22 protein-coding genes are annotated in these 25,675 nt (G+C 58.8%); 9 read left to right on the top strand and 13 right to left on the bottom strand.

Translation table 11 applies throughout. The features are described from left to right. Positions 1–60 precede the first annotated feature (60 nt). Complete coding sequence (locus P3T23_RS10360) at positions 61–963, top strand: LysR family transcriptional regulator (protein ID WP_429316064.1); 903 nt, start codon at positions 61–63, stop codon at positions 961–963. Between the two features lie 66 nt (positions 964–1,029). Here P3T23_RS10360 and P3T23_RS10365 read toward each other — a convergent pair whose 3' ends face one another. Beyond that, positions 1,030–1,752, bottom strand: a complete 723-nt coding sequence (locus P3T23_RS10365; RefSeq protein WP_429316065.1) for an SDR family oxidoreductase — start codon at positions 1,750–1,752, stop codon at positions 1,030–1,032. Between the two features lie 246 nt (positions 1,753–1,998). Next, entirely contained in the window at positions 1,999–3,321 is a 1,323-nt protein-coding gene (locus P3T23_RS10370; RefSeq protein WP_429316066.1) for a TIGR00366 family protein, read from the bottom strand. A 476-nt stretch (positions 3,322–3,797) separates the two neighbouring features. Between P3T23_RS10370 and P3T23_RS10375 the strand changes: the two genes are divergently transcribed. Continuing rightward, the gene (locus P3T23_RS10375) at positions 3,798–4,754 is read left to right on the top strand and encodes an AraC family transcriptional regulator (RefSeq protein ID WP_429316067.1); all 957 of its coding nucleotides are present in this window, start codon (positions 3,798–3,800) and stop codon (positions 4,752–4,754) included. An 87-nt stretch (positions 4,755–4,841) separates the two neighbouring features. On the opposite strand, the gene P3T23_RS10380 is transcribed toward P3T23_RS10375, so the two are convergent. Together P3T23_RS10380 and P3T23_RS10385 are read right to left on the bottom strand one after the other, a co-directional pair. Further along, a complete protein-coding gene (locus P3T23_RS10380; RefSeq protein ID WP_429316068.1) occupies positions 4,842–5,660 on the bottom strand; it encodes a redoxin family protein in 819 nt (272 codons plus the stop codon). 86 nt (positions 5,661–5,746) lie between these two features. Then, positions 5,747–6,283 carry a carboxymuconolactone decarboxylase family protein gene (locus tag P3T23_RS10385; protein ID WP_429316063.1) on the bottom strand — a complete coding sequence of 179 codons (537 nt, stop codon included), beginning with the start codon at positions 6,281–6,283 and terminating at the stop codon, positions 5,747–5,749. 320 nt (positions 6,284–6,603) lie between these two features. Between P3T23_RS10385 and P3T23_RS10390 the strand changes: the two genes are divergently transcribed. Next, entirely contained in the window at positions 6,604–7,449 is an 846-nt protein-coding gene (locus P3T23_RS10390) for a hypothetical protein (protein WP_429316069.1), read from the top strand. A gap of 67 nt (positions 7,450–7,516) precedes the next feature. Here P3T23_RS10390 and P3T23_RS10395 read toward each other — a convergent pair whose 3' ends face one another. Beyond that, a complete protein-coding gene (locus P3T23_RS10395) occupies positions 7,517–8,278 on the bottom strand; it encodes an SDR family oxidoreductase (protein ID WP_429316070.1) in 762 nt (253 codons plus the stop codon). 933 nt (positions 8,279–9,211) lie between these two features. Here P3T23_RS10395 and P3T23_RS10400 point away from each other — a divergent pair. The 6 genes from P3T23_RS10400 to P3T23_RS10425 all read left to right on the top strand — a co-directional run bounded on the left by P3T23_RS10400 (position 9,212) and on the right by P3T23_RS10425 (position 18,275). Beyond that, the gene (locus P3T23_RS10400) at positions 9,212–12,199 is read left to right on the top strand and encodes an FAD-binding and (Fe-S)-binding domain-containing protein (RefSeq protein WP_429316232.1); all 2,988 of its coding nucleotides are present in this window, start codon (positions 9,212–9,214) and stop codon (positions 12,197–12,199) included. 46 nt (positions 12,200–12,245) lie between these two features. Beyond that, entirely contained in the window at positions 12,246–13,208 is a 963-nt protein-coding gene (locus tag P3T23_RS10405) for a dihydrodipicolinate synthase family protein (protein ID WP_429316071.1), read from the top strand. A 140-nt stretch (positions 13,209–13,348) separates the two neighbouring features. Then, positions 13,349–14,596, top strand: a complete 1,248-nt coding sequence (locus P3T23_RS10410; RefSeq protein ID WP_429316072.1) for an MFS transporter — start codon at positions 13,349–13,351, stop codon at positions 14,594–14,596. A 119-nt stretch (positions 14,597–14,715) separates the two neighbouring features. Then, positions 14,716–15,960, top strand: coding sequence for an FAD binding domain-containing protein (locus tag P3T23_RS10415; protein ID WP_429316073.1), 1,245 nt, complete (start codon positions 14,716–14,718; stop codon positions 15,958–15,960). Between the two features lie 60 nt (positions 15,961–16,020). Further along, positions 16,021–17,286 (top strand): LVIVD repeat-containing protein, encoded by a 1,266-nt coding sequence (locus P3T23_RS10420; protein WP_429316074.1) that lies wholly within the window; start codon positions 16,021–16,023, stop codon positions 17,284–17,286. Positions 17,287–17,336: 50 nt separating this feature from the next. After that, complete coding sequence (locus P3T23_RS10425; RefSeq protein WP_429316233.1) at positions 17,337–18,275, top strand: Gfo/Idh/MocA family protein; 939 nt, start codon at positions 17,337–17,339, stop codon at positions 18,273–18,275. 96 nt (positions 18,276–18,371) lie between these two features. Here the strand turns inward: P3T23_RS10425 and P3T23_RS10430 are convergent, their stop codons facing one another. The 8 genes from P3T23_RS10430 to P3T23_RS10465 form a co-directional block, all read right to left on the bottom strand. Next, positions 18,372–19,286 (bottom strand): LysR substrate-binding domain-containing protein, encoded by a 915-nt coding sequence (locus tag P3T23_RS10430; protein ID WP_429316075.1) that lies wholly within the window; start codon positions 19,284–19,286, stop codon positions 18,372–18,374. A gap of 187 nt (positions 19,287–19,473) precedes the next feature. Beyond that, positions 19,474–20,589, bottom strand: a complete 1,116-nt coding sequence (locus tag P3T23_RS10435) for an alkene reductase (protein WP_429316076.1) — start codon at positions 20,587–20,589, stop codon at positions 19,474–19,476. A 381-nt stretch (positions 20,590–20,970) separates the two neighbouring features. Then, the gene (gene pqqA / locus P3T23_RS10440) at positions 20,971–21,045 is read right to left on the bottom strand and encodes a pyrroloquinoline quinone precursor peptide PqqA (RefSeq protein WP_429316234.1); all 75 of its coding nucleotides are present in this window, start codon (positions 21,043–21,045) and stop codon (positions 20,971–20,973) included. A 356-nt stretch (positions 21,046–21,401) separates the two neighbouring features. Then, on the bottom strand, positions 21,402–21,614 hold the full coding sequence (locus P3T23_RS10445; protein WP_429316077.1) for a hypothetical protein: 213 nt from the start codon (positions 21,612–21,614) through the stop codon (positions 21,402–21,404). 65 nt (positions 21,615–21,679) lie between these two features. After that, positions 21,680–22,345, bottom strand: coding sequence for a response regulator (locus tag P3T23_RS10450; RefSeq protein WP_429316078.1), 666 nt, complete (start codon positions 22,343–22,345; stop codon positions 21,680–21,682). A 76-nt stretch (positions 22,346–22,421) separates the two neighbouring features. Continuing rightward, positions 22,422–22,724 (bottom strand): pyrroloquinoline quinone biosynthesis peptide chaperone PqqD, encoded by a 303-nt coding sequence (gene pqqD / locus P3T23_RS10455; RefSeq protein ID WP_429316079.1) that lies wholly within the window; start codon positions 22,722–22,724, stop codon positions 22,422–22,424. Between the two features lie 20 nt (positions 22,725–22,744). Then, on the bottom strand, positions 22,745–23,701 hold the full coding sequence (gene pqqB, locus P3T23_RS10460; protein ID WP_429316235.1) for a pyrroloquinoline quinone biosynthesis protein PqqB: 957 nt from the start codon (positions 23,699–23,701) through the stop codon (positions 22,745–22,747). Positions 23,702–23,858: 157 nt separating this feature from the next. Next, complete coding sequence (locus tag P3T23_RS10465) at positions 23,859–25,481, bottom strand: PQQ-binding-like beta-propeller repeat protein (protein WP_429316080.1); 1,623 nt, start codon at positions 25,479–25,481, stop codon at positions 23,859–23,861. Positions 25,482–25,675 lie beyond the last annotated feature (194 nt).

Genomic DNA, 25,675 nt, shown 5'->3' on the forward strand with positions numbered 1-25,675 from the left:
CACCGGGTTTGACGGTGCGCCGCGGGTGCTTCTACTATTCACGCAGCAAGGAGGGGTGCCGTGGACCGACTAACATCGATGGAAACTTTTGTGTGCGTGGTGGAGTCGGGTTCCTTCTCGGGTGCTGCGCGGCTGCTGAACATAGGACAGCCGGCCGTGTCGAAATCCATTGCATTACTCGAAGAACGGCTCTCCGTTCGCCTGTTGTTGCGCTCGACACGCGGCTTGATGCCGACCGAAGCGGGCCAGGCATTTTACGAACGGGCGAAGCGCGCGATCGAAGAGGCAGATGAAGCGGAACTGGCGGCCCGCGGGGCGGGTTCCAATCTCACGGGACGTCTGCGCGTGAGCGCCGCCGTTACGTTTGCCCGGCTGCACATCGTGCCCGCCATTGGACGGTTCCTCGAAGCGCACCCCGATCTGAACGTCGACATGGTCCTCGATGATCGTAATGTCGATTTGCTCGAAGAAGGCATCGACATCGCATTGCGCATGGGGCAGCTCGAGGACTCAAGCATGACCGCACGCAAGATCGGCGAAGTGCCCCGCCTCGTCGTGGGCACACCCGCCTATTTCAAGCGGGCCGGGGTCCCCGCCTCTCCAGCTGAGCTGACTTCCCATCAGGCGATCATATATACCCAGCGCGGTGGCGGCGGGACGTGGACGTTTCGACGTGAGAGCTCAGAGGTAGCGGTCGTCGTATCCGGACGCATTGCCATTACCGCGGCTGAAGGAATCCGTGCGGCGGTTCTTGCCGATCTCGGTTTAGCAGTCGTATCCGAATGGATGTTCTCCCCAGAACTGAAGAACGGCGAGGTCTGCTCGGTGCTCAACGACTGGCACCTGCCGCCCATCGATCTTTGGGCCGTGTTCCCGGCAGGCCGTATGGTCAGCGCTAAAACACGCGCATTCCTCGGCTTCCTTGGGGACACCTTGGGCTTCGGCGCAGATACCACAGACTGACACGAACCCTTAAAAGTCCGCAATGCGCACTGCACGCGGGGGGCGAGCGGCCCACGCTGAAGAGCTTCAGATCGCTGCCTTACCGATGGACGCCCCGCCATCAACGAAGAGTGTCTGGCCGGTCATGAACGCTGCGCCATCAGACAAGAGAAACGCGATCACGGCGGCAATTTCCTCAGGCTTGCCGAATCGTCCCATCGGAATGCCAGACAAATAGCGCTTCTCGCCTTCGCTGCCGGACGGATTGTTGGTCCTGAAAAGCTCCGTTTCGGTCGGCCCAGGCGCTACCGCGTTGACCGTAATGCCGGCCGAGGCCAACTCGAGGGCCCATGATCGCGAGAAGCTGACCAGCGCCGCCTTTGCGGCCGCATAGGCGGTACGTTCGATCGCACCCAGTACGGTCAGGCTCGAAACGTTCACGATCCGGCCACGGCGCAGCTCACGCATGGCGGGCAGCACGGCCTGCGTTGTCAGCACGGCGGGGTGAAGATTCAGCGCAAGTACGTCATCGAGCTCCTTCAAGCCGATGGATCCCAGCCGTTGCGGCCGCACGAGTCCCACGTTGTTCACCACGCCGTCGAACGTGTGGGTCTTCGTGAGCTGGTCCAAAGCAGCTTGAGTGGCCTCGCTATCGGCCAGATCGACGGATACCAGCGTGCCGGGAAAACTGCGATCTGATGCATCGCGAACCAATCCCACGACATGGTGTCCGTCGGTTGCCAGGTGTGCGGCCAGCGCACGCCCGATGCCCTTGCTCGCACCTGTAATCAGGTAATGGCGTTGCGTCATGTCGTTTCTCCTTGCAGATAAGAGTCCGCGAACTGCAGGAAAGCACCTTCAGGTTGTCGCGGTGTTCAGTGCCGCGATCGCCGCTATATCGGCGATCGCGTGCTCAAAGAGCTGGCACACATGTCTAATCTGCTAATGATCCACCACAGGGCGAACTGAGAATACCCTGCAATGACGCATAACAGTCATTCCCGCTGGGCATATCAACCGCACGCAATCGACATCACACGATGGGTCCTGGACGCGCTAGAAAAGGTACATGCCGGCCACGAAGACCAACCCTGAAAAGAGCAGCGCGGTCACACAGTAACCCATGATATCGCGCACCCCCAGTCCCGCAATCGCCAGCGCCGGGAGCGCCCAGAACGGCTGCGCCATGTTCGTCCACGCTTCGCCGTACGCAATGGCCATCGCGGACTTGCCGAGGTCCGCGCCCAGAGCCTTCGCGGCCGGCATCACAAAGGGGCCTTGCACCACCCAGTGGCCACCCCCGCTCGGCACTGCGAAATTGATGACCGCCGAACTCAGAAAGGCAAGCAGGGGGAACGTATGTACGTTGGCCACGTCGACGAACCACCGGGTAATGACTCCGGCCAGGCCCGAGTGATCCATCAACGCCTGAATGCCAGCATAGAACGGGAACTGAATCATGATGCCCGAAGCGCCTTTCGCGGCTGTGCCGATCGCACGGGCGTAACCCATCGGAGTCTTGTGAAGGATCATGCCGGCCGCCAGAAACATCAGGTTCACCGTATCGATATCGAGAACGAAGCCTTTCTCGATGGTCCGGATGATCAGATAGGCCGCACAAACAAGCGCAACCAGAATCGCCAGCGCGCGGCTCTCTTCCAGACGTTCGGCGAACGTCGCGTCGGGAGACAGCGTTCGCTCGACCGTCGGCGGCTCTTCGAGCAACCGCGGATCGACTGACACCACGTCCTCAGGTCGCGGCATCATAAGCCTCGCGAGAATGGGCAGCAGAACAATCAGAGCAAACGTGATGAACGCGTTGTAGCCCGTAAAGATCGTGTGCGAAACCGGAATGAGGCCGATGGTTTTCTCCATCGGGTTGCCCCTGGTCGCCGCAACCAGCGGCACCGAACCCGAAAGCCCGCCGTGCCAGGTGAGAAAGCCCATGTAGGCACACGCGACAAGCAGGCGATAGTCAGTGCCCTTCACCCTGCGCGCGACCTCGCGAGACAGCATGGCGCCCAGCACAAGCCCAAAGCCCCAATTGATCGCACAGGCAACCGCTCCAACAAAGGCAACCAGCATAACCGCCTGACCCGGCGTCCGTGCCGAACTCGCCAGTGCAACCAGCATGCGCTTGACCAGAGGGGAGCTGGCGAGCGCATGCCCGGTCACGAGAATCAACGCCATTTGCATCGAGAATGCGAGGAGATTCCAGAAACCCGCCCCCCACAGCACAACGAGCTCCGCAGGCTGTGTGGGCGTCAGCCCGAACGCGAGCACGAAGGTCACGACGGTCAGCAGAATCGCGAAGATGAGGGGGTCGGGCAATATACGGTGGACGATTGCCGTAAAAAAATGAGAGATACGCTGAATCAATTGTTGCTCCTGGTCGCCTTGATTGCTAGCCTTAGCCGGCCCTTGCGTTCGCAAGGTCCACGTGATGCCCCGGATTCTTGCATATCGCAGATATCTCTGCTCTGGGCCCGTGCGAGCGGCAAGCCTGTTCGCAGAGGTGATTCGATCTACCGCCCGCGGGCTCACAAAAAATGCATGCCGCTGAACCGCCACGAGATGATTCTCGCCTCGGAACTCCCGAGTCTTCAAGGCGACAATCCCTCACATATCGTTGATACCTCAAGTGCATCTGCAGGGCCCAGACACGCCGATGCGCGATATGTGCAGCATCGGGGCGATGTCGAGAGCTGACGGGCACATCGTCGCGCACGTCATTGATCGGACCATTCGAATACGTCGTCGAGAAAACGCATTTAGCGGCGCTCCAGGGCACCCGCAGTTGTGCGATACGGGCGAGGCTCAATAAAATGCTCACTCGTATCAATGGAACGACCGCTATGTCTACTCCCCTGGATTGGCTCAGCAGCCTGCTCGTCATGATGCCGGTCAGCGGCCAGCTTGAAATCCGCTGCTCCTATGGGGCGCCGTGGCGCGTGACGTATGACCGGGCCAATGCAGGAGAAATGCCCTATCACGTTGTGCTGGCCGGGTCAGCCATCCTCGAGAGCCCGCAAGGCAGTGCACCGCAATATCTGACGGCCGGAGACATCGTGCTGCTGCCACACGGCTCCGAGCACATGCTGCACGACGGCAGTGGCGCCCCGCCCTCGCCCGTCCATTCGCGCAACAGCCTGAACGTGGAAATCAGCGAGAACGCTGGAAGCGGCGATCGTCTCGACATGCTATGCGGCCGCTTTGTCCTCTCGCCGCAGCACGACCGCCTGATGCGCAGCTATCTGCCTGCCACGCTGGTGGTACGCACTGCCAGACGGGACGACCTGTCGGGCGAGAGCACAACATCGGCTCAACTCGCAGCACTCGTCGGACTGATGCGGGTCGAATCGGCCGCGGATAGTCTCGGCGGCCACGCGATGCTCAACGCCCTCTCGGCAGCGCTCTTTGCGCTCACCTTGCGCATGGCAAGCGAACCGGACACTGCGCCCGTCGGCCTCCTCGCCATGGCCGGTCAGCCCCGGCTCGCACCCGCCCTCACAGCGATGTTCAATAATCCGGCCCACCCCTGGACCTTGCCGGAGCTGGCAAAGCTCTGCAACATGTCGCGCGCAACACTGATCCGGCACTTCCGGGAGAAAGTCGGCTGCACCGTCAATGACCTGTTGACCGATATCCGCATGACGCTCGCGGCCAACGAATTGAAAAAGCCATCGACCTCGACTGAGGCAGTGGCTGAGGTGGTCGGCTATCAGTCGCTGGCCGCTTTCAGGCGGGCCTTTGCGCAGCGCATGGGCATGACGCCGGGAGAATGGCGCCGCTCGGCGCACGCATCGACGTAAGCCCAATGCTGGCAGGCACATTGTCCGAGCCGGCGGCATGCGCACGGGCAACGCAGCGAGCACGTACGCCCAGCCCGATCCGCACGTTTATCTTTCGCCGAGCCTCAGAATGGACGCTGGATACAATCGGACCATCGTTGCCTCGAATGACGCCTTCGAAAACCGGCCGAGATGCATTTCGAGCAGCCGTCCCGCTGCGTCGTAGAACAGCGTCGTCGGATACGCGCTCACGCCGGTCGCCCTGGCCACGCTCAGCGTGGGATCAAGCAGCGAGTTGTCGACACGAAGATTCAGATCCGTCATGAACGTGTCCACAGTGGAACGCGCCTCTGCCTGGTTGACGAAGACCAGATCGACCCCGCGATAGCGCGCCTGGGCATTCGCCAGCACGGGCATTTCCGCCTGACAGGGCGCGCACCACGTAGCCCAGAGATTGACGATGAGCGGTTTGCCGTCATGCGGAGCCAAAGCCTGCTGGCCACCCTCGGCGTTCGGTAATGACACCACGGGCACAACGGCCAGTCGCGCCGGCGCACCTGTAGCGGCGACTGCCGCACCCCACGCTGCCAGACCGGCAGTCGTGGCACGCAGAAGCGGACGGCGAATCTCTTTGCGACGGACAAGAAAGAACACCACCATGGCGATGCCGGCCGCCAGTCCGGCAAACGTGTCGAAACCGCCGTCCCTGAAGTCGAGCATCCTCAGGACGCTTCCATCGTAGCCAGGCAGAAAGCGCAGCACAAAAAGAATTCGTGCCGCAATCAGACCCACTACGATGCTCGTCGAGATTGCCGTCTCGGCTCTCCCGTGTTGATTATCGAAGAGCCACGCTATTAGCATTGCGATGGCCACGCTCAGGAGAAATATGAGCGGTCTGACCGGAAAAGCAAAAGGTCCGATGTTCATGCGGCAAAGTCCCCCGTCTCCCTGATGACGATAAAGCCTCAATGTGATTGCGCGGACGCCGGGAAAAGCGTCCGCGCACCGTGGCCTTAGCGAACCGGCGGGAAATCCACGTCGGTGTCGTTGATGCGGTTGAACGTGTTGGTGAACACCGTCAGCGCGATGGCCAGCGTGATCTCCACCAGTTGCGCGTCGCTGTAACCCGCCGCCTTGATCGCCGCGAACTGCTCCGCGCTGATCGTGCCGCTCGTCGTCTGCAGCTCACGGACAAAGCGCGCCAGCGCATCGCGCCGTGCGTCGCCCGTCGGCTCGCCCGCCCGGATCTGCCGCAGCGTCTGGGCCGACAGCCCCGTCATCTTGCCGATCACCGTGTGCGCGGCCACGCAGTAGTCACATCCGGTCTGCTCGCTGACCGCCAGCTTGATCGTCTCCGCTTCCTGCCTGCTCAGCGTGCCCGCGCCCAGCACGCCCTCCGCGTTCAGCACCGATTTCAGAACCTGCGGGGCCAGCGCCCCCAGCGCAACAAACATGTTCGGCACACTGCCGGCAGCCTTCTTGACCTCGGCATAGACTTCTGCGGTCGCGCCAGTTGCAGATTCAACAGCAGGAACATTGATACGGCTCATGGTGATACTCCTTTGTCAGGTGGGTGAGGAGTCTCCACTTTAAGCCCGTCATTTGATCTTGATTAGTCTTTCCAGGCTCAATAAGATGCTCATTCGTATCACATGAGGGTTTTTGCGACGCCCGCCGAAGGCGGCGCCTGCTTCCACGATCGCGCGAACGCGGCCAGGCCTCGCCGGCGAAAACGTACCGGACGCGACGCCATCGATCTGACGGGTATTCCCGGCCGGGATAACTGCTATGCCTGCGGGTGCGTAGTGCCGTGATCGTGCCGAAGATAGACTGCTTCGAATCATAAAAGACCCTCTTTGCAAGATTCGATATGCAGATCCTCGTCACAAGTGCGTCCGGCGCCAACGGCGACGGGTATGGTTCTCTTCTCTCTTTTGCCCTCGACGGGACGCCACGTGGTTCGTTCAGTGCCGATCCGCGCATCACGGACCCTCGCGGCCTGAGCGTGAGTCCGGATCGACGTCTTCTCTATGTGAATAGCGGCAGCGATCGAATCCTCGCACTCGATGCGGCCGGGCATGTTGTACGCGACACAGGAGCGATTCCAGGGCTTGATGCAGGAGGCGGCAACCTTGTCCCCGATGGGCGCTACCTCGTCGGAATGCGTGGCGCACGAACAGTCGCCGCGTTTGCAGCCGATCTAACCGGCGCACCACAGAACGTGCTAGCTGCGGGCATCGTTCCGTTTCCCCGCGGTTTCGCGTCGGGCGAAGACGGAACGCTTTATCTGGCCTCGGGCATCGGGCCGGGGGGTGAAGGGGAAAACAACATTGCTGTATTCGATGCAGACGGTTCACCGCTAGCGTCCAGATTCATCACGGACGATGCCGTGAGTCCGCTGGACCTCGCGATTGCGCCCAATGGAAACATCATCGTATCCAGCGAGTTTCCGTTTCGCGCACGCGACGCCGTCACGAGCATCCGTGAATATGATCGCTCCAACGGCGAGCTGGTTCGTGTATTCGCCCCACCTTCAGCGATCGGCTTCCATCAACCACGGGGTTTACGGTTCGGACCGGATGGGCATTTGTATTGCGTCGCGCGCGACAACGTCGTCGCATTCGACTTTGCTAACGGACGCTTCCTGGATTCGGTAGTGCGTATGCCACGGCTCAATGGCCAGGCAGTCATTTTCTTTCCGCTAGTCGCAGATTGAGTTTGCCCGCCCGCGACTGTGACATAGCGCAACCGTATGCCTCACCTTCCCCGACGATTCAGACCCGTCAGGTTAGGGGCCGAATTTTCGCGGCCGGCCATCCACCCGCGAAATCAATGATGCTGCCAGTGAGAAACCGTGCTTCCGTCGACGCCAGAAAACAGATGAGCTCCCCCATTTCCTCCGTGCTTCCGAGCCTGCCCACCGGAACCTCGGAGGCGACGAAAGCGCGACCCGCGGGATCATCAATGAATCGGGAACGAGGATAGTAGGCCTCGCTGTAGAAAAAATTTGGCGCTACAGCATTGACGGCAATGCCCAACGGAGCAAGCTCAACCGAGAAAGAGCGGACGAGCGCGTTTGCCGCGGCTCGGGCTGCGTCCGGGATTGCACCGCCTGGCATGGGCAAACGGGTTCTGCAGGAGGTGATCATGACAACGTTCCCGCCGCCCTGCGTCTTCAAACGTGGGACTGCGGCTTTTACCAGCATAAACGGTGCGACCACCAGTTTCCCGAGCGTTGCCAGTAAGTCCTCAGCGGATGCCTGCTCCAGAGAATTGTGTATGGCGGGAAAGTAGTCGTTGGACACAATGGCGTCCACGCGCCCCGCAACTTTCCACGCTGCCCCGACGATCAGGTCCGGTGTCTCATCAAGCAGGCGTTCAGCGGTCGGATGAGCAGATGAAAACTCCGACCAGGCATCTTCGTCGGCAAAAGCTTCGTCGCAAACCAGCACTCGAAAATTCGCGCTGGTCAGCGCCGTTACCGCCGCGGGTCCAGCGTAATCACGGGCATTCATGACCAACGCGGTTTTACGGTCGTTATTCATGGCGCTCTCCTAAGACCACGTTTTTGGGTAGCAGCGGCCGGCTGACCGTCTAATGCGATGGTAAGCCGGTAATCTCGCCAGGTACTCTGGCACGTATATTTCCCTTCGCGGGTGACGCGCAGCAGCTAACTGTACATGGTACGGCTACTCCCTTCGCAGCGCACAACCCAAATCCCAATGGAACCATCGTACTTTCCTGTGAGAGTACGGGTCCGGAGGGTTCATTCCTGTTGGATATAACAGGTATTCCGTAAGCAAGCCTACCAGTCGGTAATGCCGATGAATAACATCAAACCGCCCCCTTCGTTCAATCATCAAGCGAACGTTGGCTTTGGCCGGAGATCGATTGCACTCGATTCGAGCAGTTACCCGACGCAGGGACATCGGTTCGATGTACCACTCATACGCCGGGCAACGCCAATCTCAGTCAGTGAACTGCGGTCCCTTGTCATTCATTGACTCCAGATTGAGATCATGAACGGCGGTAAGCGAGCCGGTGTCGCCACGATTCGTCTCTGCGACTTGAGCCATTTCCGCAACAGGCGACACTCATTGCACCGCGAGCTAGCGACCGACATCGTGGAACGAGTCGCGCTCTCAAACCGAGGTTCCTTCATTCATAAACCTCATGCAAAGGCCGACCAAAATGCGTTTGATGTCGTTTCGGCTCCCACGCACACTACGGATACCGCCAGTGCGAATACCGGTTCGGAATGTTGAATTCCTCGGCGTGAAGGCGGCACTCCCTGGGGAACATTACGTATGGATCGCCCCGCAGGCGCCAGGTTAGACCTGTGTCGATAAGGAGACTTGAAATGCCCAGTTTGTGACGGAAGGGCGCGGTGCAACCTTGGACCGCTCCCACGGCATCCTAACGTCGAAGTAAGGTCAAAACGTCTCATCATGTCGACAATTCAATCTGCGCCACCGGATATGACTTCCGGCGGCCAATCGCCCGCCGGGAGCAATGGGTCGCGGGACCCATGGGTCAAGCTCCGCCACGAACTGGTCGCCGCCCTGGGTGCGTCAGTACACTTCGGCGCGGGTCACCTGGCCGTGTACGCGGCCGACGCCTCCAATTACCGACAGGTGCCGCTGGCGGTAGTCATCCCCAGGTCGATCGACGAACTAATCGAAGGGATAGAGGTATGCCGGCGCAACAACGCACCTGTCCTGATGCGAGGGGCCGGTACCTCGATGAGCGGGCAAACCGTCAACACCGCCGTTGCGTTCGACGTATCCGCCCATTGTTCGAGCATTCTTGAGTTAGACCCCTTCTCACGTACGGCTCTTCTTGAACCCGGCGTGATATGCGATCAGCTTCGCGACGCGGCCGAACAGCACGGACTCACGTTTGCGCCGGATCCGTCGACTCATAGCCGGTGCACGCTCGGTGGGATGATCGCAAATAACTCCTGCGGTCCACACTCCGTGATGGCCGGAAAGACGCTTGAAAACGTCGAAGAAATCGAAGTACTGACGTACGACGGGGCTCGGTTCTGGGTGGGGCCGACCAGTGAGGAAGAACTCGAGCGCATCATCGCAGAAGGTGGACGGAAGGGAGAAATCCATGCAGGCCTGCGGGCACTTCGTGACAGGTATGCCGACCTTATCCGTAGCCGCTTTCCGGACATCAAGCGTCGGGTCTCGGGTTATAACCTGGATCAGTTGCTACCTGAAAACGGTTTCAATGTCGCCCGTGCCCTTGTAGGAACCGAGGGCACATGCGCGCTGACGCTTCGCGCTCGTGTCCGTCTGGTTCACAGTCCCGCGCATCGCGTCGTTCTCGCACTGGGATTTCCCGATATCTATGTCGCCGCGGACGCGGTGCCGGAATTTCTGCAGTGCTCCCCGCTTGCGATTGAAGGCCTCGACCGTCAAATCATTCGAGGACTCGAAGCACGAAAACTGGCCGCCGCCGAGATTGCGATGTTGCCTGAGGGCGATGCGTGGGTTCTCATGGAATTCGGTGGCGAAAGTCCTGAAGACGCGCTTGCCAACGCGAATCGCGCCGCAGCAAAGATTCTGGATCGGGGCAACGGACCGGTTCCGACCAGCAAACTCCTTGTGAGCCGCGAGGACCAAAGGCGGATCTGGTCGATCCGCGAGAACGGCGCCTCCAGTACACAACTGTCGATCACCCCGGGGGAGCCGGATCCCAAAGTCGGTTGGGAAGATGCGGCCGTGGATCCTCATCGACTCGGGGACTACCTGCGTGCTTTCCAGGCATTGGTAGATCGTTACGGATACAGGACATCGCTGTTCGGACATTTCGGCGATGGGTGTGTCCACGCACGTATCACCTTTGACTTGAGGGATGCACAAGGGGTACTTGGCTATCGACGGTTCGCACGGCAAGCCGCGCAGCTCGTCGTCGATTACGGCGGCTCGTTGTCAGGTGAACACGGCGATGGCCAGGCAAAAGGTGAACTGCTTCCAATCATGTTCGGTGACGAACTGATAGAGGCGATGCGTACCTTCAAGAAGATCTGGGATCCGCAGGGTCGCATGAATCCCGGAAAAGTGGTGGATGCTCGCGGTCTCGACGAAGATCTGCGCATGGGTCCGGCCTACAAGGTCGTGAACTTCTCGACCAGACTTCAGTTCAGGAGCCCGGAAGGAAACGGCTTCCAGCGAGCGGTGGAGCGTTGCGTTGGGATGGGGCGTTGTCGCGCCGAGAAGGGGAACACGATGTGCCCCAGCTATCGTGCGACGCACGACGAGCGTTTTTCGACTCGAGGCCGCGCAAGAGTTCTTTGGGAGATGTTGCAGGGCGATCTGATTCACGAAGGCTGGCAAAGCGAGTCAGTGAAGGAGGCGCTGGATACTTGCCTCTCGTGCAAAGGTTGCCGGAGCGACTGTCCGACACACACGGACATGGCCTCTTACAAGGCCGAATTTCTCTCCCACTATTACGAAGGTCGCAGACGTCCTCGGCAGGCGATATCAATGGGCCGCATCGGCGACTGGGCGCCCCTCGCCGGCCGCTTGCCTGGTCTCGCGAATGCGCTGACGCAAACGCCGGTCATTTCGTCCGTTGCAAAGCGGATCGCCGGCGTTGCTTCGGGTAGGACGCTGCCGCGATTCGCGACGCAAACGCACAGCAGAATGCACAAACGTCGCCATGCAAAGCCTTCGCGATCACTGAAGAAGGTGGTGCTTTGGGTGGACACCTTCTGCGAGCACTTTCATCCAGAAATCGCCAATGCCGCAGTCGACATACTCGAGATTGCTGGCTTTGACGCGCAGTTGCCCTCGCGACGCCTCTGTTGCGGTCGGCCTCTCTACGACTATGGTTACCTCGACGCAGCCCGTGAGCGTTTGCAGGCGATTCTCGATACGTTGTCTCCCATGTTTGATGGAGACGATGCGGCAGTCGCGCTTGTCGGCCTCGAGCCCGGATGCATGTCGGTGTTCAAGGACGAACTGCTGAAGATGTTCCCGGATGATCCGCGGGCGAAGGTCCTCTCCGACAACGCTTTCCTGCTTGGCGATTTTCTCAATGTGAGCGGATATCGACCGCCCGAATTTGACGCCGAGGTAATCGTCCATGCGCACTGCCATCAGAAGTCCCTCTTCGGCGTGACGGGTGAAAAAGCCATTCTCACTGCGATGGGTGTAAAGGCGACGTGGCTCGATAGCGGGTGCTGCGGGATGGCGGGTTCATTTGGTTTTGATCCAGGGCACGAGGAGATCTCGACGAATGTGGGAGAACTCGTGCTGTTGCCCGCTGTGCGGGGGGCCCCGAAGCAGGCGTTCATTCTGACAAACGGCTTTAGTTGCCGGGAGCAGATCCAGCAAAAGACCGGTCGCCAGGTCGTGCATTTCGCTGAGCTTCTAAAGATTGCGCACCACCGTGCCGACGCCCAGTCGGACGGCGGGAATGCCGTGGCTGCGGAAGCGTCAGCGGAAGGTGCATAAAACTGGGCCAGCGACAGCGACGTACCGTACTTTCAAGGAGTGCATTGTGACATCCACCCTGACGACCCATACGCACCAGCCCATTCGCGGCTTACTTGCTCCTGTCGTGACTCCGTTCGGATACGATCTGGAAGTAGACACGCGCGCATTCATTGCGCACTGCAGATGGCTTGTGGACGCCGGCGCAGGCCTGGCTGTGTTTGGAACCAATTCGGAAGCAGCGTCGCTGTCGTTTTCCGAACGAATGTCGCTGCTTGACACATTGATCGGCGCTGGACTGCCGGCCGGAAAAATGATGCCCGGCACGGGCACATCTTCGCTGAAGGAGACGGTGGAGCTAACCCGCCACGCCGTCAACATGGGAGCGGCCGGTGTTCTCATGTTGCCACCGTATTATTTCAGGAATCCGTCGGAGAACGGCCTGTTCGACTATTTTTCCCGGGTCATCGACTCGGTTTCGGACTCGCGCTTAAGAATCTATCTCTACCATATCCCGCAATTCACCCAGGTCCCGATTACCCTGACACTCATCGAGCGTCTGATCAGCCGCTATCCGGGAGTTGTTCGTGGCGCAAAGGATTCTTCAGGAGACTGGGCGAATACCGAGTCGATGATTCGCACCTTCGGGCCGGATGGATTTGACGTCTTTCCGGCAAGTGAAGCGTTCCTGGCTCGGGCCGTAGAAATCGGCGGTGCCGGCTGTATCAGCGCAACGGCAAACATGAATCCGCGCGGCCTCGCCGAGCTATACACCGCACTGATTTCGGGTGAGCCGACGAATACATTGGCTGCAGCGTTGGCCATCCGCGAAATCTTTACGTCGGTGCCGATGATACCCGCCATGAAATACGTGATTTCGAAAATCACTAACACGTCCACATGGTCGGTCGTACGGCCACCACTGACTTCGCTTGCAGACGAGTTGGGCCGGGACCTGATGAAGCGGCTAAACGACGTTCGGTTTGTCATGCATGGTCTGAACTCTTGGCAACCTGTCCTGCTCCACTAAGCTGGGAAAGGGACGACAGGCCCTTGCCACTCCCTGATAGCAACAAGCCTGCGGCGCGCTGTATAGACGTAAGTCGACGCGACAGACAAGAAAGCTGGAGACATCCTGGATCCGCACGAGGATTCAATGAGGAGACAAGCATGAACAGTTTAGAAAGTTACGCTGGGCAGGCGCCTGCGTCTGTATCAGCCAGAAAGTTGACGAAGACTTCCCTTGTATTCGTTATGGTTTTGCTCGGCGTCTCGTACATGTTTAACGCCATGGACCGCCAGGTGTTCCCCGCCTTGCTCGGCGAAATTCGGGCCACCTATGGCTTGACCCTGGCTCAGTCAGGATTCGCCAGTACCGTGTTTACGATCAACGTCGCCATTTTCGGGGCGGTCAGCGGGTGGTTTCTTGCACGCTTCAAGCGCCGATCGATTCTCGTCGGGGGTCTCATTGGCTACTCGCTCTTTACACTCGCCACACCGTTCGCACAGGGTTTCATCAGCCTGTCGGTCTTTCGTGCTTTTACGGGGGTTGGAGAAGCGCTGCAGATTGCGACAATCTTTAGCTGCATGGGGAGCTATTTCGGCCGGAGCCGCGGTGCAGCAATGGGGGTCATGCAGGCGTTTTTCGGCTTTGGAGCGCTCGTAGGCCCGATCGCCGGCACACGTCTGAGTGCGTGGTTTGGATCGTGGCAGATCCCGATGTACCTTTTCGGCGCCGCCGGGATTCTCATTGCCGTCGCGGTCCTGTTCCTCATTCCTTCCGATTTTATCGAGGCTTCGGAACCGGGTAGCGGTACTACTGACGCGGTTCGGACGACGCGTGAACAAGTTCCCCGACTGCTCAATCGAAACGTGCTCCTTGGTTCAATCTCGTTTGCGCTAGTCGGACTGGCTTTCTTTTCGTACTCGGCGCTTTACGCGACGTTCCTTCGGGAGCATCTGAGTTACTCGCCGGTAGCCGCGGGCTCCGCATTGGGGATGTACGGACTTGGCGCAATGGGTGCGGTCGTTGGTGGCTGGGCGGGTGACCGCCTCGGAAAAATGGGTGTCTTTGCTTGTCTCGCGGTCCTGGCAGCAGTGAGTTTTGCCCTTTTCAATGGTGCGTCACGCCTGCTTACGCACTCGGTTCTCTCCTTCGTGTTCGGTCTGATGGTCAGTGGCTTTTTCTATGCCCGCTTCGTGTCCATCATTCAGCGCAGCGCCCATCCCGCACAAATTGGATACGCCGTATCGGCGGCGATGGCCGGATTCTATATAAGCGGGCCGTTCGCAGGATTTCTCTTTGGGAAGCTCGTGGAAATGTGGGGCTGGTCCGTCGCCGCCAACGTGATGGTATTCGCGCCCCCGTGTGTCGCCATTGTGCTCATGAGCTTCTTTGATTTCTCCCGGCTTCGATGAGTGCAGAGAACAGGCCGCCAGTCGTAGCCGGCCGCCACGGCCACGTAGTTTCAATCAGGAATTCCGGCAAAGCCGACAAACGTCGTCATCAAAAACGCATTTTGTGGTGAGGTGAAGCAATGAATCAACATCAAAATCCGTCGTCCCCGCGGCGGGCGCTGGTCATCGGCGCTTCCATGGCTGGACTCTTTGCGACCGCGTTGCTACGCAAGGCCGGTTGGTCAGTCGATCTGTTCGAACGTTCTGACGTGGAGTTGTTTGGACGCGGGGCGGGAATTGTCACGCACCGCGAACTTCTGGACGCACTGGTGGAAAGCGGCGCAAACATCGACCAGCTTGGTGTCGCGATCAACGAGCGAATCGCAATTGACAAAAATGACCAGGTGATCGAACAGCTGCACTATCCGCAGATTGTGACTTCGTGGGATAGGCTCCACCAGCTGATGCGCGCGACGATCCCGGGTGGGCATCATCATTTGCGCTGCAACCTGCAATCCGTCGAACAGTCCGCCTCAGGCGTGACGGCCCGCTTTTCGAACGGACGCGTCGAGAAGGCCGATCTTCTGATTGCAGCAGATGGATATCGCTCGGTCATTCGAGACATCTATATGCCGGATGTTCAGCCAATCTATGCTGGCTACGTGATCTGGCGCGGTGTCGCAGATGAGAGCGCCATGCCAAAGTCCGCGAGAGACATGATCTTCGACAAGTTCGCGTTCTTCCTGCCGCCGAACAACAAGATCATCGGGTACCCGATTCCCGGACAGGATCACGCGCTTGAGCGAGGCCGCCGGAGGTACAACTGGGTCTGGTACCGACCGGTCGACAAGGAAACACTCGAGACAATGCTGGTGGACGAAACTGGAGCTTACCACCCGGTTTCGATCGCACCTCCAAAGGTTCGCCAGGATCTGATCGACGAGATCAGGCGCGCCGCCAAGGCCCAGCTTCCGCCGTCGTTTAGTGACACGTTGATGGCTATCCCCCGCCCCTTCTTCACGCCGATCTATGACCACTTCTCTCCACAGATGGTATTCGGCCGCGTTGCACTGATCGGCGATGCCGCTTCCGTTGGCCGTCCGCACATTGGTATGGGCGTCGCCAAAGCCGCAGCGGATGCGCAAGAACTCGCCAATGTTCTGCGTGACCCTTCAGTGCCGGTCGAACAGGCACTGGAGAAGTTCGAAAAGCACCGTTTGGACGTAGGTCTAAAAGCGGTGGAGCGTGGCCGGACGCTCGGCGAGTATCTGCTGATGCCGCAGCACGCTGATAACGCGCCTCACGACCCGCATTGGGAAGAGTTTCATAGTGTCCACGGCATTCTTAAGAACACGGCTTCTTCCGACTTTCTCAAAGCGCACTGATTGTTGGCTGCACTGACGTCCCGGCGACGCCGGACATGCAACGCAACTAGAGAGATTGAGATGCCTATTTTCGACCTTCCAGTCCCCGATTTTTCGAGAAACATGCGCATCATTGGTCACTCAGACCAGGGTGGTCGCCCTGACGGCGTACAGCTCATGGTGCATCGCGGCTACGCATACGTGGGCCACATGTTCTCAAAAGGATTCAGCGTCATTGACGTACGGGATCCTGCGAAACCGACCCCGGTCAACTATGTACCGGCTGCGCCTGACACCTGGAATATCCACCTGCAGACGCACGATGATCTGCTGCTCGTGATTAACGCCAAAGACATGTTCGCGGCGACCGAGTTTCAGGACGAGCGCGCGTACTATAGGGGCGCGCTCGGTCAGAAGGTAGGCACGGCCAGCAGACCGAGCACTGGACGTCATTGGCGCGCAGGACTCGCCGTCTATGACATCTCAAAGGGGGACGCTCCGCGCGAAATCGGCTTTATGCCCGTGGAGGGCGGCGGAATTCACCGTCTGTGGTACACCGGAGGCCGCTGGGCCTACGCGTCGGCTCTGCTTGATGGATATACGGACTATATCTTCATCACCATCGATATGTCCGATCCCCGGAACCCGAAAGAAGCGGGCAGATTCTGGTTGCCTGGCATGCATGTCGCCGGTGGAGAGGTGCCTACGTGGGATGGCTCCAGACGGAATGGTCTGCACCACCCGATCGTTCACGGAGATACGGCGTATTGTGCCTGGAGGGATGCCGGGATGGTCATCCTGGACGTGGCTGATCAATCGGCGCCGAAATTGATCGCACATCGAAACTGGTCGCCCCCATTCGGCGGAGGCACGCACAACTGCTTGCCACTCCCGGATCGTGATCTGCTGGTCGTGCTCGACGAAGCGGTTCTTGACCATCAAGAAGATGGTGAGAAGTTTATCTGGATGTTCGACGTCCGTGAGAAACGCAATCCGGTAAGCATCTCGACATTTCCAACGCCGACGGAGTCCGACTACAAATCGAAGGCCGGACACTTCGGGCCCCACAACTTGCACGAGAACCGTCCGGGGTCGTTTGTCAGCTCCGAAATTATTTTCGCAACATATCAGAACGCCGGCGTACGTGCGTTTGATGTGCGAGATCCGTACCGGCCAGTGGAAATCGCCGCGTGGGTGCCACCCGTACCGACGCGTCTGATCGATCAGCGTCCGAACCGTCCGCGAGTTATCCAGTCTGCCGATGTGTTCGTGGATTCGAACGGCATCGTCTATTCCACCGACTACAACGGCGGCCTTTACGTCCTGGAGGTCGAGTCGTGGCGATAAACGCAGCGATTGTCGGGCTCGGGTGGTGGGGACAGCATCTAATGCGTCAAATGGCGGGGTCCGACGTGCTCCGCTTCGCTGCTGCGGTTGGTAGTCGAAACGCTCAGCGGGCAGTGGCCGACGCCTACAGCGTGCCATTCACAATAGACTTCGAGAGCGTTTTAAACGACGAAAGCATTCAAATGGTGGTGCTGACTACACCGCACGCCCTGCACGCCCAACAGGTCATGAACGCTGCTGCGCGGGGAAAGCACATCTTCTGCGAGAAGCCGCTGGCGCTCACCGTCGACGATGCGATCAAGTGTGCCGCGGCGTGTGAGAAGGCAGGCGTCCGATTGGGCCTCGGGCATGAGCGTCGCTTTGAAACCGCGATGGTGGAGTTGCGCGCGCTCATAAATCGCGGTGATCTGGGAACCGTCCTTCACGCCGAGGCGAGCTTCAGCCACGACAAGCTGGCTAACGTTCCAGCTGAAAACTGGCGATTTGCCGACACTGATCTTGCCCCCCTGCCGATGACCGCCACGGGCATTCACTTGACGGACCTCTTGCTAGATATGCTCGGTGACGTCACCGAGGTGTACGCCGTATCGCCTCGCCGCGACGCCGACGCAGTGAGCAAGGCGCTTTCACTACATCTTCGTTTCTCGAGTGGAGCAACCGGATACGTCAGTTCCATACTTGAAACGCCGTTGTATATGCGGTTCGCTGTCTTCGGGACCGCCGGCTGGGTGGAGGTTCGAAACCTGGCGCATCCTGACGCCCGTGGCGCCAGCCTCACCACACTACGTCGTGCGAATGGTACGGAAAGGACCATCGTGCACGGTTGGAACGATTCGGTGAGGGCAAATCTGGAGAGCTTTTGCCACGCCGTGACCAGCGACGCGCCCTATCAGATTTCTGTAAGCCAAATGATTCGAAACGTGGCTGTGATGACGGCGGCCTCTGAATCGCTAAGGAGCGCGCGACCCGTTGAATTGTCAATGCAGTGACGACGACAACCATGTTGTTAATTCGAATATCAATACTTTCGCGACTAGTTGATTCCCATGCCAAGCCGCACCATGGATGGACAGGAGACGAACCGGTCAATCCTCGACGGAGGCTTCGCCGTCCATAGCCATCGACAAAATCCAGTGTTTGAACGTCAGCAATTGTGGCAACGGCGCAGATTGTGACGGAAGAAGCAGAAAGTAGCTCAACCCAGTCTTAAGGGGCCGCTCGATGGCGACCCGCACTGCACCGCTGCGAAGCTCGTCCTGGACGAGGAAGCTCGGAACCAGGCCGACGCCGATACCGCACGATACTGCCTCAATCAGGTGAGAAGTCAATTCAAATTGTGGCCCGAGGTTCATCGCTTCAGAAACAAGCCCCTGAGCTTCGAACCATCGCCCCCAGACATCCGGTCGCGTGGCGACGCGCAAAAGCAGATGCCGCGACATATCCGCCGGTTCATTCACTGGCGCCGCAGCCGCGAGTGCTGGGCTGATGATCGGTAGGAGCGTTTCGTCTCGCAGGCGATACGAAGTCAGACCAGGCCATGCCCTATCACCTACGCTGATCGCAGCGTCCATCCCCTCTTCCGCCAGATCGAACTGGCCGATTCTGGAATGAAGATTGATCAGGATACCGCTGTGTTTGGCGTAGAAATCACTTAACCGGGGAACCAGCCATTTGCTTGCGAACGTGGGCAGTGCTGCAAGATCTATTGTGCCGCGCCCTGTTGCTGAAGCAATCGCGTGAAGCGATGCACTTCGGACCCTCTGCAACGCACCACTGATCTCCCGATGGTAAGCCGAACCGATTGCTGTGACGAGTAGTTTGCGATTGATACGCCGAAACAACACCACTCCAAGCAGTTCTTCGAGCGCTTGAACCTGGCGGCTTACGGCGCTCTGAGTCAGCGCCAGCTCAGCTGCTGCGCGGGTAAAACTCGAGTGCCGAGCTGTCGCGTCGAATGCCATGAGCAACGACATGGACGGTGTCAGGCGGCGCGGGTTCATTCATAGACCTCAGGCAGTAGGCACGCGTCACTGCGTTCAACGATTGTCGCCAGGCGGAAGCAATATTCGCCTGGATAGCCTGAATGTCGGCAGGCGGCGTCGAATTCGCAAAGGACCCCTTCGATACACTCAAGGTGACGGAGCCGTCGAAGACTGCCCCACCCCGCTGCCGTCCCCATGAATCCGATCAGGCCGCTACATCCTCGGACAGAGGCTGATAGTCTGTGTAACCAGGTGCGTCGCCACCGTAAAACGTCGAACGATCATAGCGATTGAGCGGCGCACCGGTACGCAGCCGTTCGGGAAGGTCCGGATTAGAAATGAACATCCGCCCGAAAGCGACAAGGTCCGCATGCCCGTCGCTAATAATCTGCTCAGCGTTCTCGCGCGTGAAGCCGCCGGCGGCGATGATTGTGCCTTTGTAAATCCGGCGAATGTCCTTCGCTGAAACGTCTGACTCGCTCGTTTCCTGCTCCACGATGCCCCGGATACGAGGCTCAATCACATGCACGTAGGCAAGATCGTACTCATTCAGCCGCTCGGCCACATAACCGAACGTCGCATGCGGATTGCTGTCAGACATCGTGCCGTATGTACCGCTCGGCGAAAGGCGAACCGCCACGCGGCCAGGACCCCACACGGAAACGACAGCATCGAGCGTATCGAAAAGAAACCGGGCGCGATTCTCGATCGAACCGCCGTACACGTCGTTGCGGTGGTTCGTCCCATCGAGCAGAAATTGCTCGAATAAGTAACCGTTGGCGGCGTGGAGCTCGACGCCGTCGAATCCAGCTTGCTTTGCAAGCACGGCACTCCGACGGAATTGCTCGACAATGCCCGAAACCTCATCCGTCGAGAGCGCGCGGGGAACGACAAGTTCCGCCTCGATAATCTGGCCATTTTCGTCGCGAATGGCGGCGTACTCAAGCGAACGCAATGCGGACGGCGCAACGGGCGTGACGCCGCCGGTATTGGCTGGATGCGCCTGACGTCCGGCATGCCACATTTGCAGGAATATGCGGGCACCCTTGGCATGAGCGGCGTCGATTACCCGCTTCCAGCCCTTGACGTGTTCCTCGGTATAAATTCCGGGCGCGTCAACGTAAGCAATGCCGAGTTGCGATACAGCCGTCGCGTCGGTAATGAGCAGCCCACCGTCCGTCGCACGCTGCGTGTAGTACTCGACCATGAGATCACCCGGGACATTCCCCGGTTCAGTTCGCATTCTCGTGAGCGGAGCGAGCACAACACGGTGTTGCAGCTGGAAATGTCCGACCTTCGTATGGCTGAAGAGCTTGTTCATGACGTCACCCTCAAAAGTGTGTTGAATTGACGACATATTGGCTCCAAGCGTAGTTGGACAGTAGAGGTTCCGAGGCAATAGTTACCATTCCGGGAGGGAATGGGGAGTTCAGTGGTTGGCCGAGATTGCTGGAGATTCCAGGGGCCACGAGGAGCAATCACGCGCGTTGTTTTCGGATCAACGCCGACGCACCAGACGACACTGCTACAGTTTCTGTGTTGGGTCTGACAAGCGTCGCCGGACGAATGAGACTACGTCATCGAGAAGAGCGGGTGAGACATCAGCTCCCGATGATTGACCTCCCTGTGTCGCGCAGCCTCGACCGGCGCGAGCGATTAGACGTACGGTCCCCCCTTTTTAGGAGGAACCGTTCTCTCGGGCTCAGCGAACCGCGATATACATCGTAATTTCAAAACCAAACCGCATGTCAATATATGACGGCATCGTCCATTCCATGTTTGCTCCTTCAAGTCCCTGGCGGGATAACGTTACGGAAATAAACTCCTTACCTTGCAACATCAATCAGCCGCAGCTGGATTGAAGCGCAATCTGCGGGATCGTATCTGCCCATCTGAATCTACAATCCGAGTGGATTCCGGTAAGGATCCACCAGAACACAGAGCCGCCCACGTACGTGGTGAATTTCAAACCCTGTGCCCCACAGACTGACCTAGTGTAGCCTGTTCCAGGCATCCGTAAAGATAGTAATTTCCCGATGCTCTGATCTTATATACTTTGGAGTGCTTCGTTTTTAGATTCAAAACAAGACTCACCAACATTGTCGTGGAGAGCGCGCTGTGTGTTCCCGAACGCTAATTGTTCGGATTTGTCTCTGTTGTCGTCGTGCCTGCGGGGGCCGTCAGGCTGCGGAAATAGTTCATCACGAGACCTGCATCGTCTATTGCTTCATTTGGATCCGACGCTGCCCAAGCGCCAACTGCCAAAACAATCACCGCAAGTAGCGATAAAACCATGCGATTCTTCGAAATGCGTCCTCTAGCCTTGGGAATACGTCCTGTGTCCATTGGAAACTCCTGAGTTAAAGTGAATGCCAGCGGAGCACGATCGCCCCGCAAGAAACCCGGGGCGCTTACGTGAAGCCGACCGCGCCGGTCGAGAATTGCATTCCGAGACGGTCCGCCATGCGCGCGAGCTGCACGCCATTATTGGCGCCGAACTTATTGCGGATCACCGACTGATGGTTTGCAACAGTCTTTTCGCTTAAACCAAGTTTCTCGGCGATGATCGGCAGCGTGTACCCCTGCATGAGCAGCCGGAGTACCTCAAATTCACGCGCGGATAGACTGCGACCCGACGTCGCTTCACGAAGCGCGTCGCTTGTCGCCAGCCCCTGAATAACATCAGCGCTCAAATATCGGGTACCGCGCGCAACCGCGCGGACCGCCTCCACGAGCATCTCGGGACCGCTCGCTTTTGTGACGTACCCCAGCGCGCCAGCGTTCAGTGCGTGCCGCACGAAGATCACTTCGTCACGCACACTAAACATGAGAATACGCGCCGCGGACGATCGTGCGAGCATGCGCCGCGTTACCTCGACACCGCTCGCTCCGGGCAACGATACGTCCATAACCACGACGTTCGGGCTTAGCGCGCAGAAGCGTTGATAAGCCTGCGTGGCGTCGGCAGCCTCGCCGCATATATGAAGATCCGCTTCTGACTCGAGCAGCCGCCGATAGCCCTCGCGCACGACGGCATGATCGTCGACGAGCAACACGGAGATACCTGGATGGGTCATTGCCGCCCTCTCTCAGGTTCCGTCATTGCGCGACCCATAGTGTCTCGCAAGCTCGCGTGAGATGTCGCCCTCTCCGTCATGCTATCCACTCCACCCAGCCTCGCGCGGTTGCCTCTGCCAGAAATGCGTTGATTGGATGGGCAAGGCCGACCCTGTTAAAGGTCGATTCAACTTCAGCTACAAGCTGTTTCACCCCGCGTGTACCATCGCAACGCTTGATGATTTCAGAAGCGCTCTGATTGAGCTTTACCATGCCTTCCGGATACAGCAGTACAAACGCGTCCTGGGCCGGCTCGAACTGGAGGCGAAACAGCGCGCGTAGCGTGGGACGCGCAGATTCCGAGTCGCTCTCGGAAAGCCCCTTCGATGTATCTTTCATTCCGGGCAATCCCCTTAGAATCAAAGCTCAAACGTCATACCGTCGCTACCAACCTCGATACCGTGATCGACAAGCACGCCGCGCTCGGAACCGTCCTCGACAAGAATGGGGTTCGTATTGTTGATATGGATAAGCACCTTGCGCACTGGCTGCGGCGATGCAACGCCTTTGACGTCTTCGACATTACGCGGTCCGATGGAATCGAGCACCTCGATCATCCCGCCGCGTCCCGACTGCGGCAAATGGCCCATGTCGGCGGCAGTCTTGTCCGAAAGGTCCAGACGGATCATCTCGTCGCTAGTCCAAAACGTGCCGTCCACAAGTAAAAGGTCTGCGTCGCGCATCGCTTTGAGCACCTGAGGGCCGACCACACCAAGCCCGGGTGCGTAGAACACGCGCCTGCCGGTATACCGGTTTGTAATCACGAGGCCGATGTTGTCGCCGCGCACTGGTGTCTCGCGATGCGGCGAGTAAGGCGGCGCCTTACTGTTGAGGGGGAGCGCCGTAACCTGCACTCCAGACAGACCGGCAACTTCAAAAGGTTCGCCGTCGAGCGCAACGCTTCGACGCTCTATGCCGCAGTAATGCGACAAGATCGGTGCGACAGGGAAGCCGCCGGTCAGGTCGTCCCATACCGCGTCGGTGGTATACAGTGGCAACGGCGTGCTCCGCTCGCGCAGCATTAACAGCCCTGTTACGTGGTCTATCTGCGAGTCCACCACGAGGACCGCTGCGATGCCGCTGTCCCGGATCCGTCGCGCCGGTTGCATGTCGGGATTGGCGGCGGCCTGCGTGAGCAGGTCAGGTGATGCGTTGACAAGCAACCAGTCCTCGCCGTTCGCGGTGACTGCAATTGACGATTGCGTGCGCGGCGTCGCACGAACGGAACCCCGCCGCACGCCTTCACAATTGCCGCAGTTGCAGTTCCACTGCGGAAAGCCGCCGCCCGCGGACGACCCGAGTATCTTGATCTTCATGTTAAGCGGCGCTGCAGCGCCATCGATAGATTGAAAACGATGTCCACCAACAGAGTGCCAGGTGCGCACTTTAAGCCCATGGTTCCGGAACCCGCCGCGACTCCAGTTTGCCAATGCGGCGGGCCGCGCCCTTATGAACTGTGCGACCTTCCCCGGGCTACAAGCCCAATACCACGACCTTCCCCGTCGCGACCTTTACAGGCCAGACCGGCGACGTCATTCCGGCTGCAATCGCTACCTTTTGACTACCGGCGTCAACGTAAGTGATCACCCCCCCGCCGATAGCCGCTCCACCCAGGTCCACCTTCAACAACTGTTGCCCAGTCGCAGCGTTGTAAGCATAGAAGTTACCGCCGATATCGCCGAAAAAGACGACGCCGCCAGCGGTCGGTGTCACCCCACCAAGAATGGGGAAGTTGGTCTTTACACGCCACTTCCACTTACCTGTTTCCGCGTCACTGGCATACAACCAGCCAGCCCATTCGCTCGCCGAGTCATATTTCCCCCAAACGTCCAGCGGATTTTTCGTCTCCATACCCGGCCAGATATCACCCTTCTTAACGGCTTTTACCTCGGCGCCGGTCTGCGTGACGACCATGAAGCAATGCTCCACCTCACCGGTGAACACCAGGTCGTTCTTTGGATCGTAAGCGGGGCCGTTCCATTCGGCGCCGCCGATCGAGCCGGGACAGACGTGTTCCTTCTTGTCGGGAGAGAAACTCGCGTCCGTATTCTCCATGCGAGTGACGGGAACCTTGTACGAAATCTTTGATGACGCCACGTCGATCCCATACAGGTAGCCATTCTTTGGGGCCTCGAACAGCATCTCTTTGCCCGACTTCGTCTTCACGATCGATGGCGCCGTGTCCACATCCCAATCGTGCCAGTCATGCGGCACAAGCGACCAATGATGTCGATAGGCGCCCGTTTTTGCATCAAGCGCGACTAACGAACCCGCGAACAGATCGTCACCCTCTCGCACAGCAGCAACAAAATCCGGGGCCGGATTTCCGCCAGGTATGTAAAGCGTCCCGGTTTGCGGGTCGATCGAATAAGACGTCCAGGTTGCGCCACCGGAAATCGGAATGTCCGGAGTATTCTTCCAGCTGGCCGCCGCGTACGGAAGTTCAGGGGCGGCCGGCCCGCGAGCGACGTCCCCGGGTCTCCTCGGCACAAGATATGCCTCCCACACGATGCTTCCTGTGGCCGCATCGAGGGCGTACATTCTTCCCTTCACCCCTTTGTTATCGCCGCCAGCCTGGCCAATAAAGACCATGCCATCCCACGCGATAGGTGCCGCAGGAACCGACTCATGCAGCGTCGCTGCATCGGCGATGGTAGTCACCCACAGCCGTTTGCCAGTCTTGAAATCGTAGGCTATGACCCGGCCGTCCTGAGTGCCCCGAAAGATCCGCCCGTCAAGGTACGCCGCGCCGCGGTTGACCTTTAGAGGACTTGCCGGCGTATATTCCTCGTGCACACGCCAGTTCTCCTTGCAAGTCGAGGGATTGATCGAGAAAGTGTCTCTTTCCGTCGTCCCGATCAATGCCCCCTTTACAACGATGATGCCTGTCTGAAAACTCGTATGCTCTCCTGTGTCGTAGGTACAAAGCACCTTCAGCTTACTGGCGTTTCCAGTTTTGATCTCCGTAAGTGGTGAATACCGGTCTGAGTTCAAAGTCCGGTTATAGCTTGGCCAGTCCCCTTCTCCTGCCACGACTGCCGAAGTCGCACAGGCAAAAGCCGCTACTGCGAGCGACGCTCTCAGATATCGTTTCAATTTGCTCCTCCATTGATTTATGTGTCGAGGGCCAAATCCCATTCAGCCGCCAACATTGATGCGGTCTCCGCCAACAGCGGATTCCCATGTAAATGTTTTCTGCCAAAACGCCTATACGCTCGAGTTCTCTTCAACTCGATCCATCTGCACTACTGATTGTCTCTCGCGATTCTTGGATCCGCGGGCAGCACGAA

The sequence above is a fragment of the Paraburkholderia sp. GAS448 genome (assembly GCF_050435685.1).
In the GTDB taxonomy this organism is placed as follows: domain Bacteria; phylum Pseudomonadota; class Gammaproteobacteria; order Burkholderiales; family Burkholderiaceae; genus Paraburkholderia.

Excerpts from the sequence above, each read along its gene's own strand:
- P3T23_RS10365 (WP_429316065.1), bottom strand. The coding sequence starts at position 1,752 with ATGACGCAACGCCATTACCTGATTACAGGTGCGAGCAAGGGCATCGGG.
- P3T23_RS10375 (WP_429316067.1), top strand. The coding sequence starts at position 3,798 with ATGTCTACTCCCCTGGATTGGCTCAGCAGCCTGCTCGTCATGATGCCG.
- P3T23_RS10380 (WP_429316068.1), bottom strand. The coding sequence starts at position 5,660 with ATGAACATCGGACCTTTTGCTTTTCCGGTCAGACCGCTCATATTTCTC.
- P3T23_RS10385 (WP_429316063.1), bottom strand. The coding sequence starts at position 6,283 with ATGAGCCGTATCAATGTTCCTGCTGTTGAATCTGCAACTGGCGCGACC.
- P3T23_RS10390 (WP_429316069.1), top strand. The coding sequence starts at position 6,604 with ATGCAGATCCTCGTCACAAGTGCGTCCGGCGCCAACGGCGACGGGTAT.
- P3T23_RS10395 (WP_429316070.1), bottom strand. The coding sequence starts at position 8,278 with ATGAATAACGACCGTAAAACCGCGTTGGTCATGAATGCCCGTGATTAC.
- P3T23_RS10400 (WP_429316232.1), top strand. The coding sequence starts at position 9,212 with ATGACTTCCGGCGGCCAATCGCCCGCCGGGAGCAATGGGTCGCGGGAC.
- P3T23_RS10410 (WP_429316072.1), top strand. The coding sequence starts at position 13,349 with ATGAACAGTTTAGAAAGTTACGCTGGGCAGGCGCCTGCGTCTGTATCA.
- P3T23_RS10415 (WP_429316073.1), top strand. The coding sequence starts at position 14,716 with ATGAATCAACATCAAAATCCGTCGTCCCCGCGGCGGGCGCTGGTCATC.
- P3T23_RS10420 (WP_429316074.1), top strand. The coding sequence starts at position 16,021 with ATGCCTATTTTCGACCTTCCAGTCCCCGATTTTTCGAGAAACATGCGC.
- P3T23_RS10425 (WP_429316233.1), top strand. The coding sequence starts at position 17,337 with ATGGCGGGGTCCGACGTGCTCCGCTTCGCTGCTGCGGTTGGTAGTCGA.
- P3T23_RS10430 (WP_429316075.1), bottom strand. The coding sequence starts at position 19,286 with ATGAACCCGCGCCGCCTGACACCGTCCATGTCGTTGCTCATGGCATTC.
- P3T23_RS10435 (WP_429316076.1), bottom strand. The coding sequence starts at position 20,589 with ATGAACAAGCTCTTCAGCCATACGAAGGTCGGACATTTCCAGCTGCAA.
- P3T23_RS10445 (WP_429316077.1), bottom strand. The coding sequence starts at position 21,614 with ATGGACACAGGACGTATTCCCAAGGCTAGAGGACGCATTTCGAAGAAT.
- P3T23_RS10450 (WP_429316078.1), bottom strand. The coding sequence starts at position 22,345 with ATGACCCATCCAGGTATCTCCGTGTTGCTCGTCGACGATCATGCCGTC.
- pqqD (WP_429316079.1), bottom strand. The coding sequence starts at position 22,724 with ATGAAAGATACATCGAAGGGGCTTTCCGAGAGCGACTCGGAATCTGCG.
- pqqB (WP_429316235.1), bottom strand. The coding sequence starts at position 23,701 with ATGAAGATCAAGATACTCGGGTCGTCCGCGGGCGGCGGCTTTCCGCAG.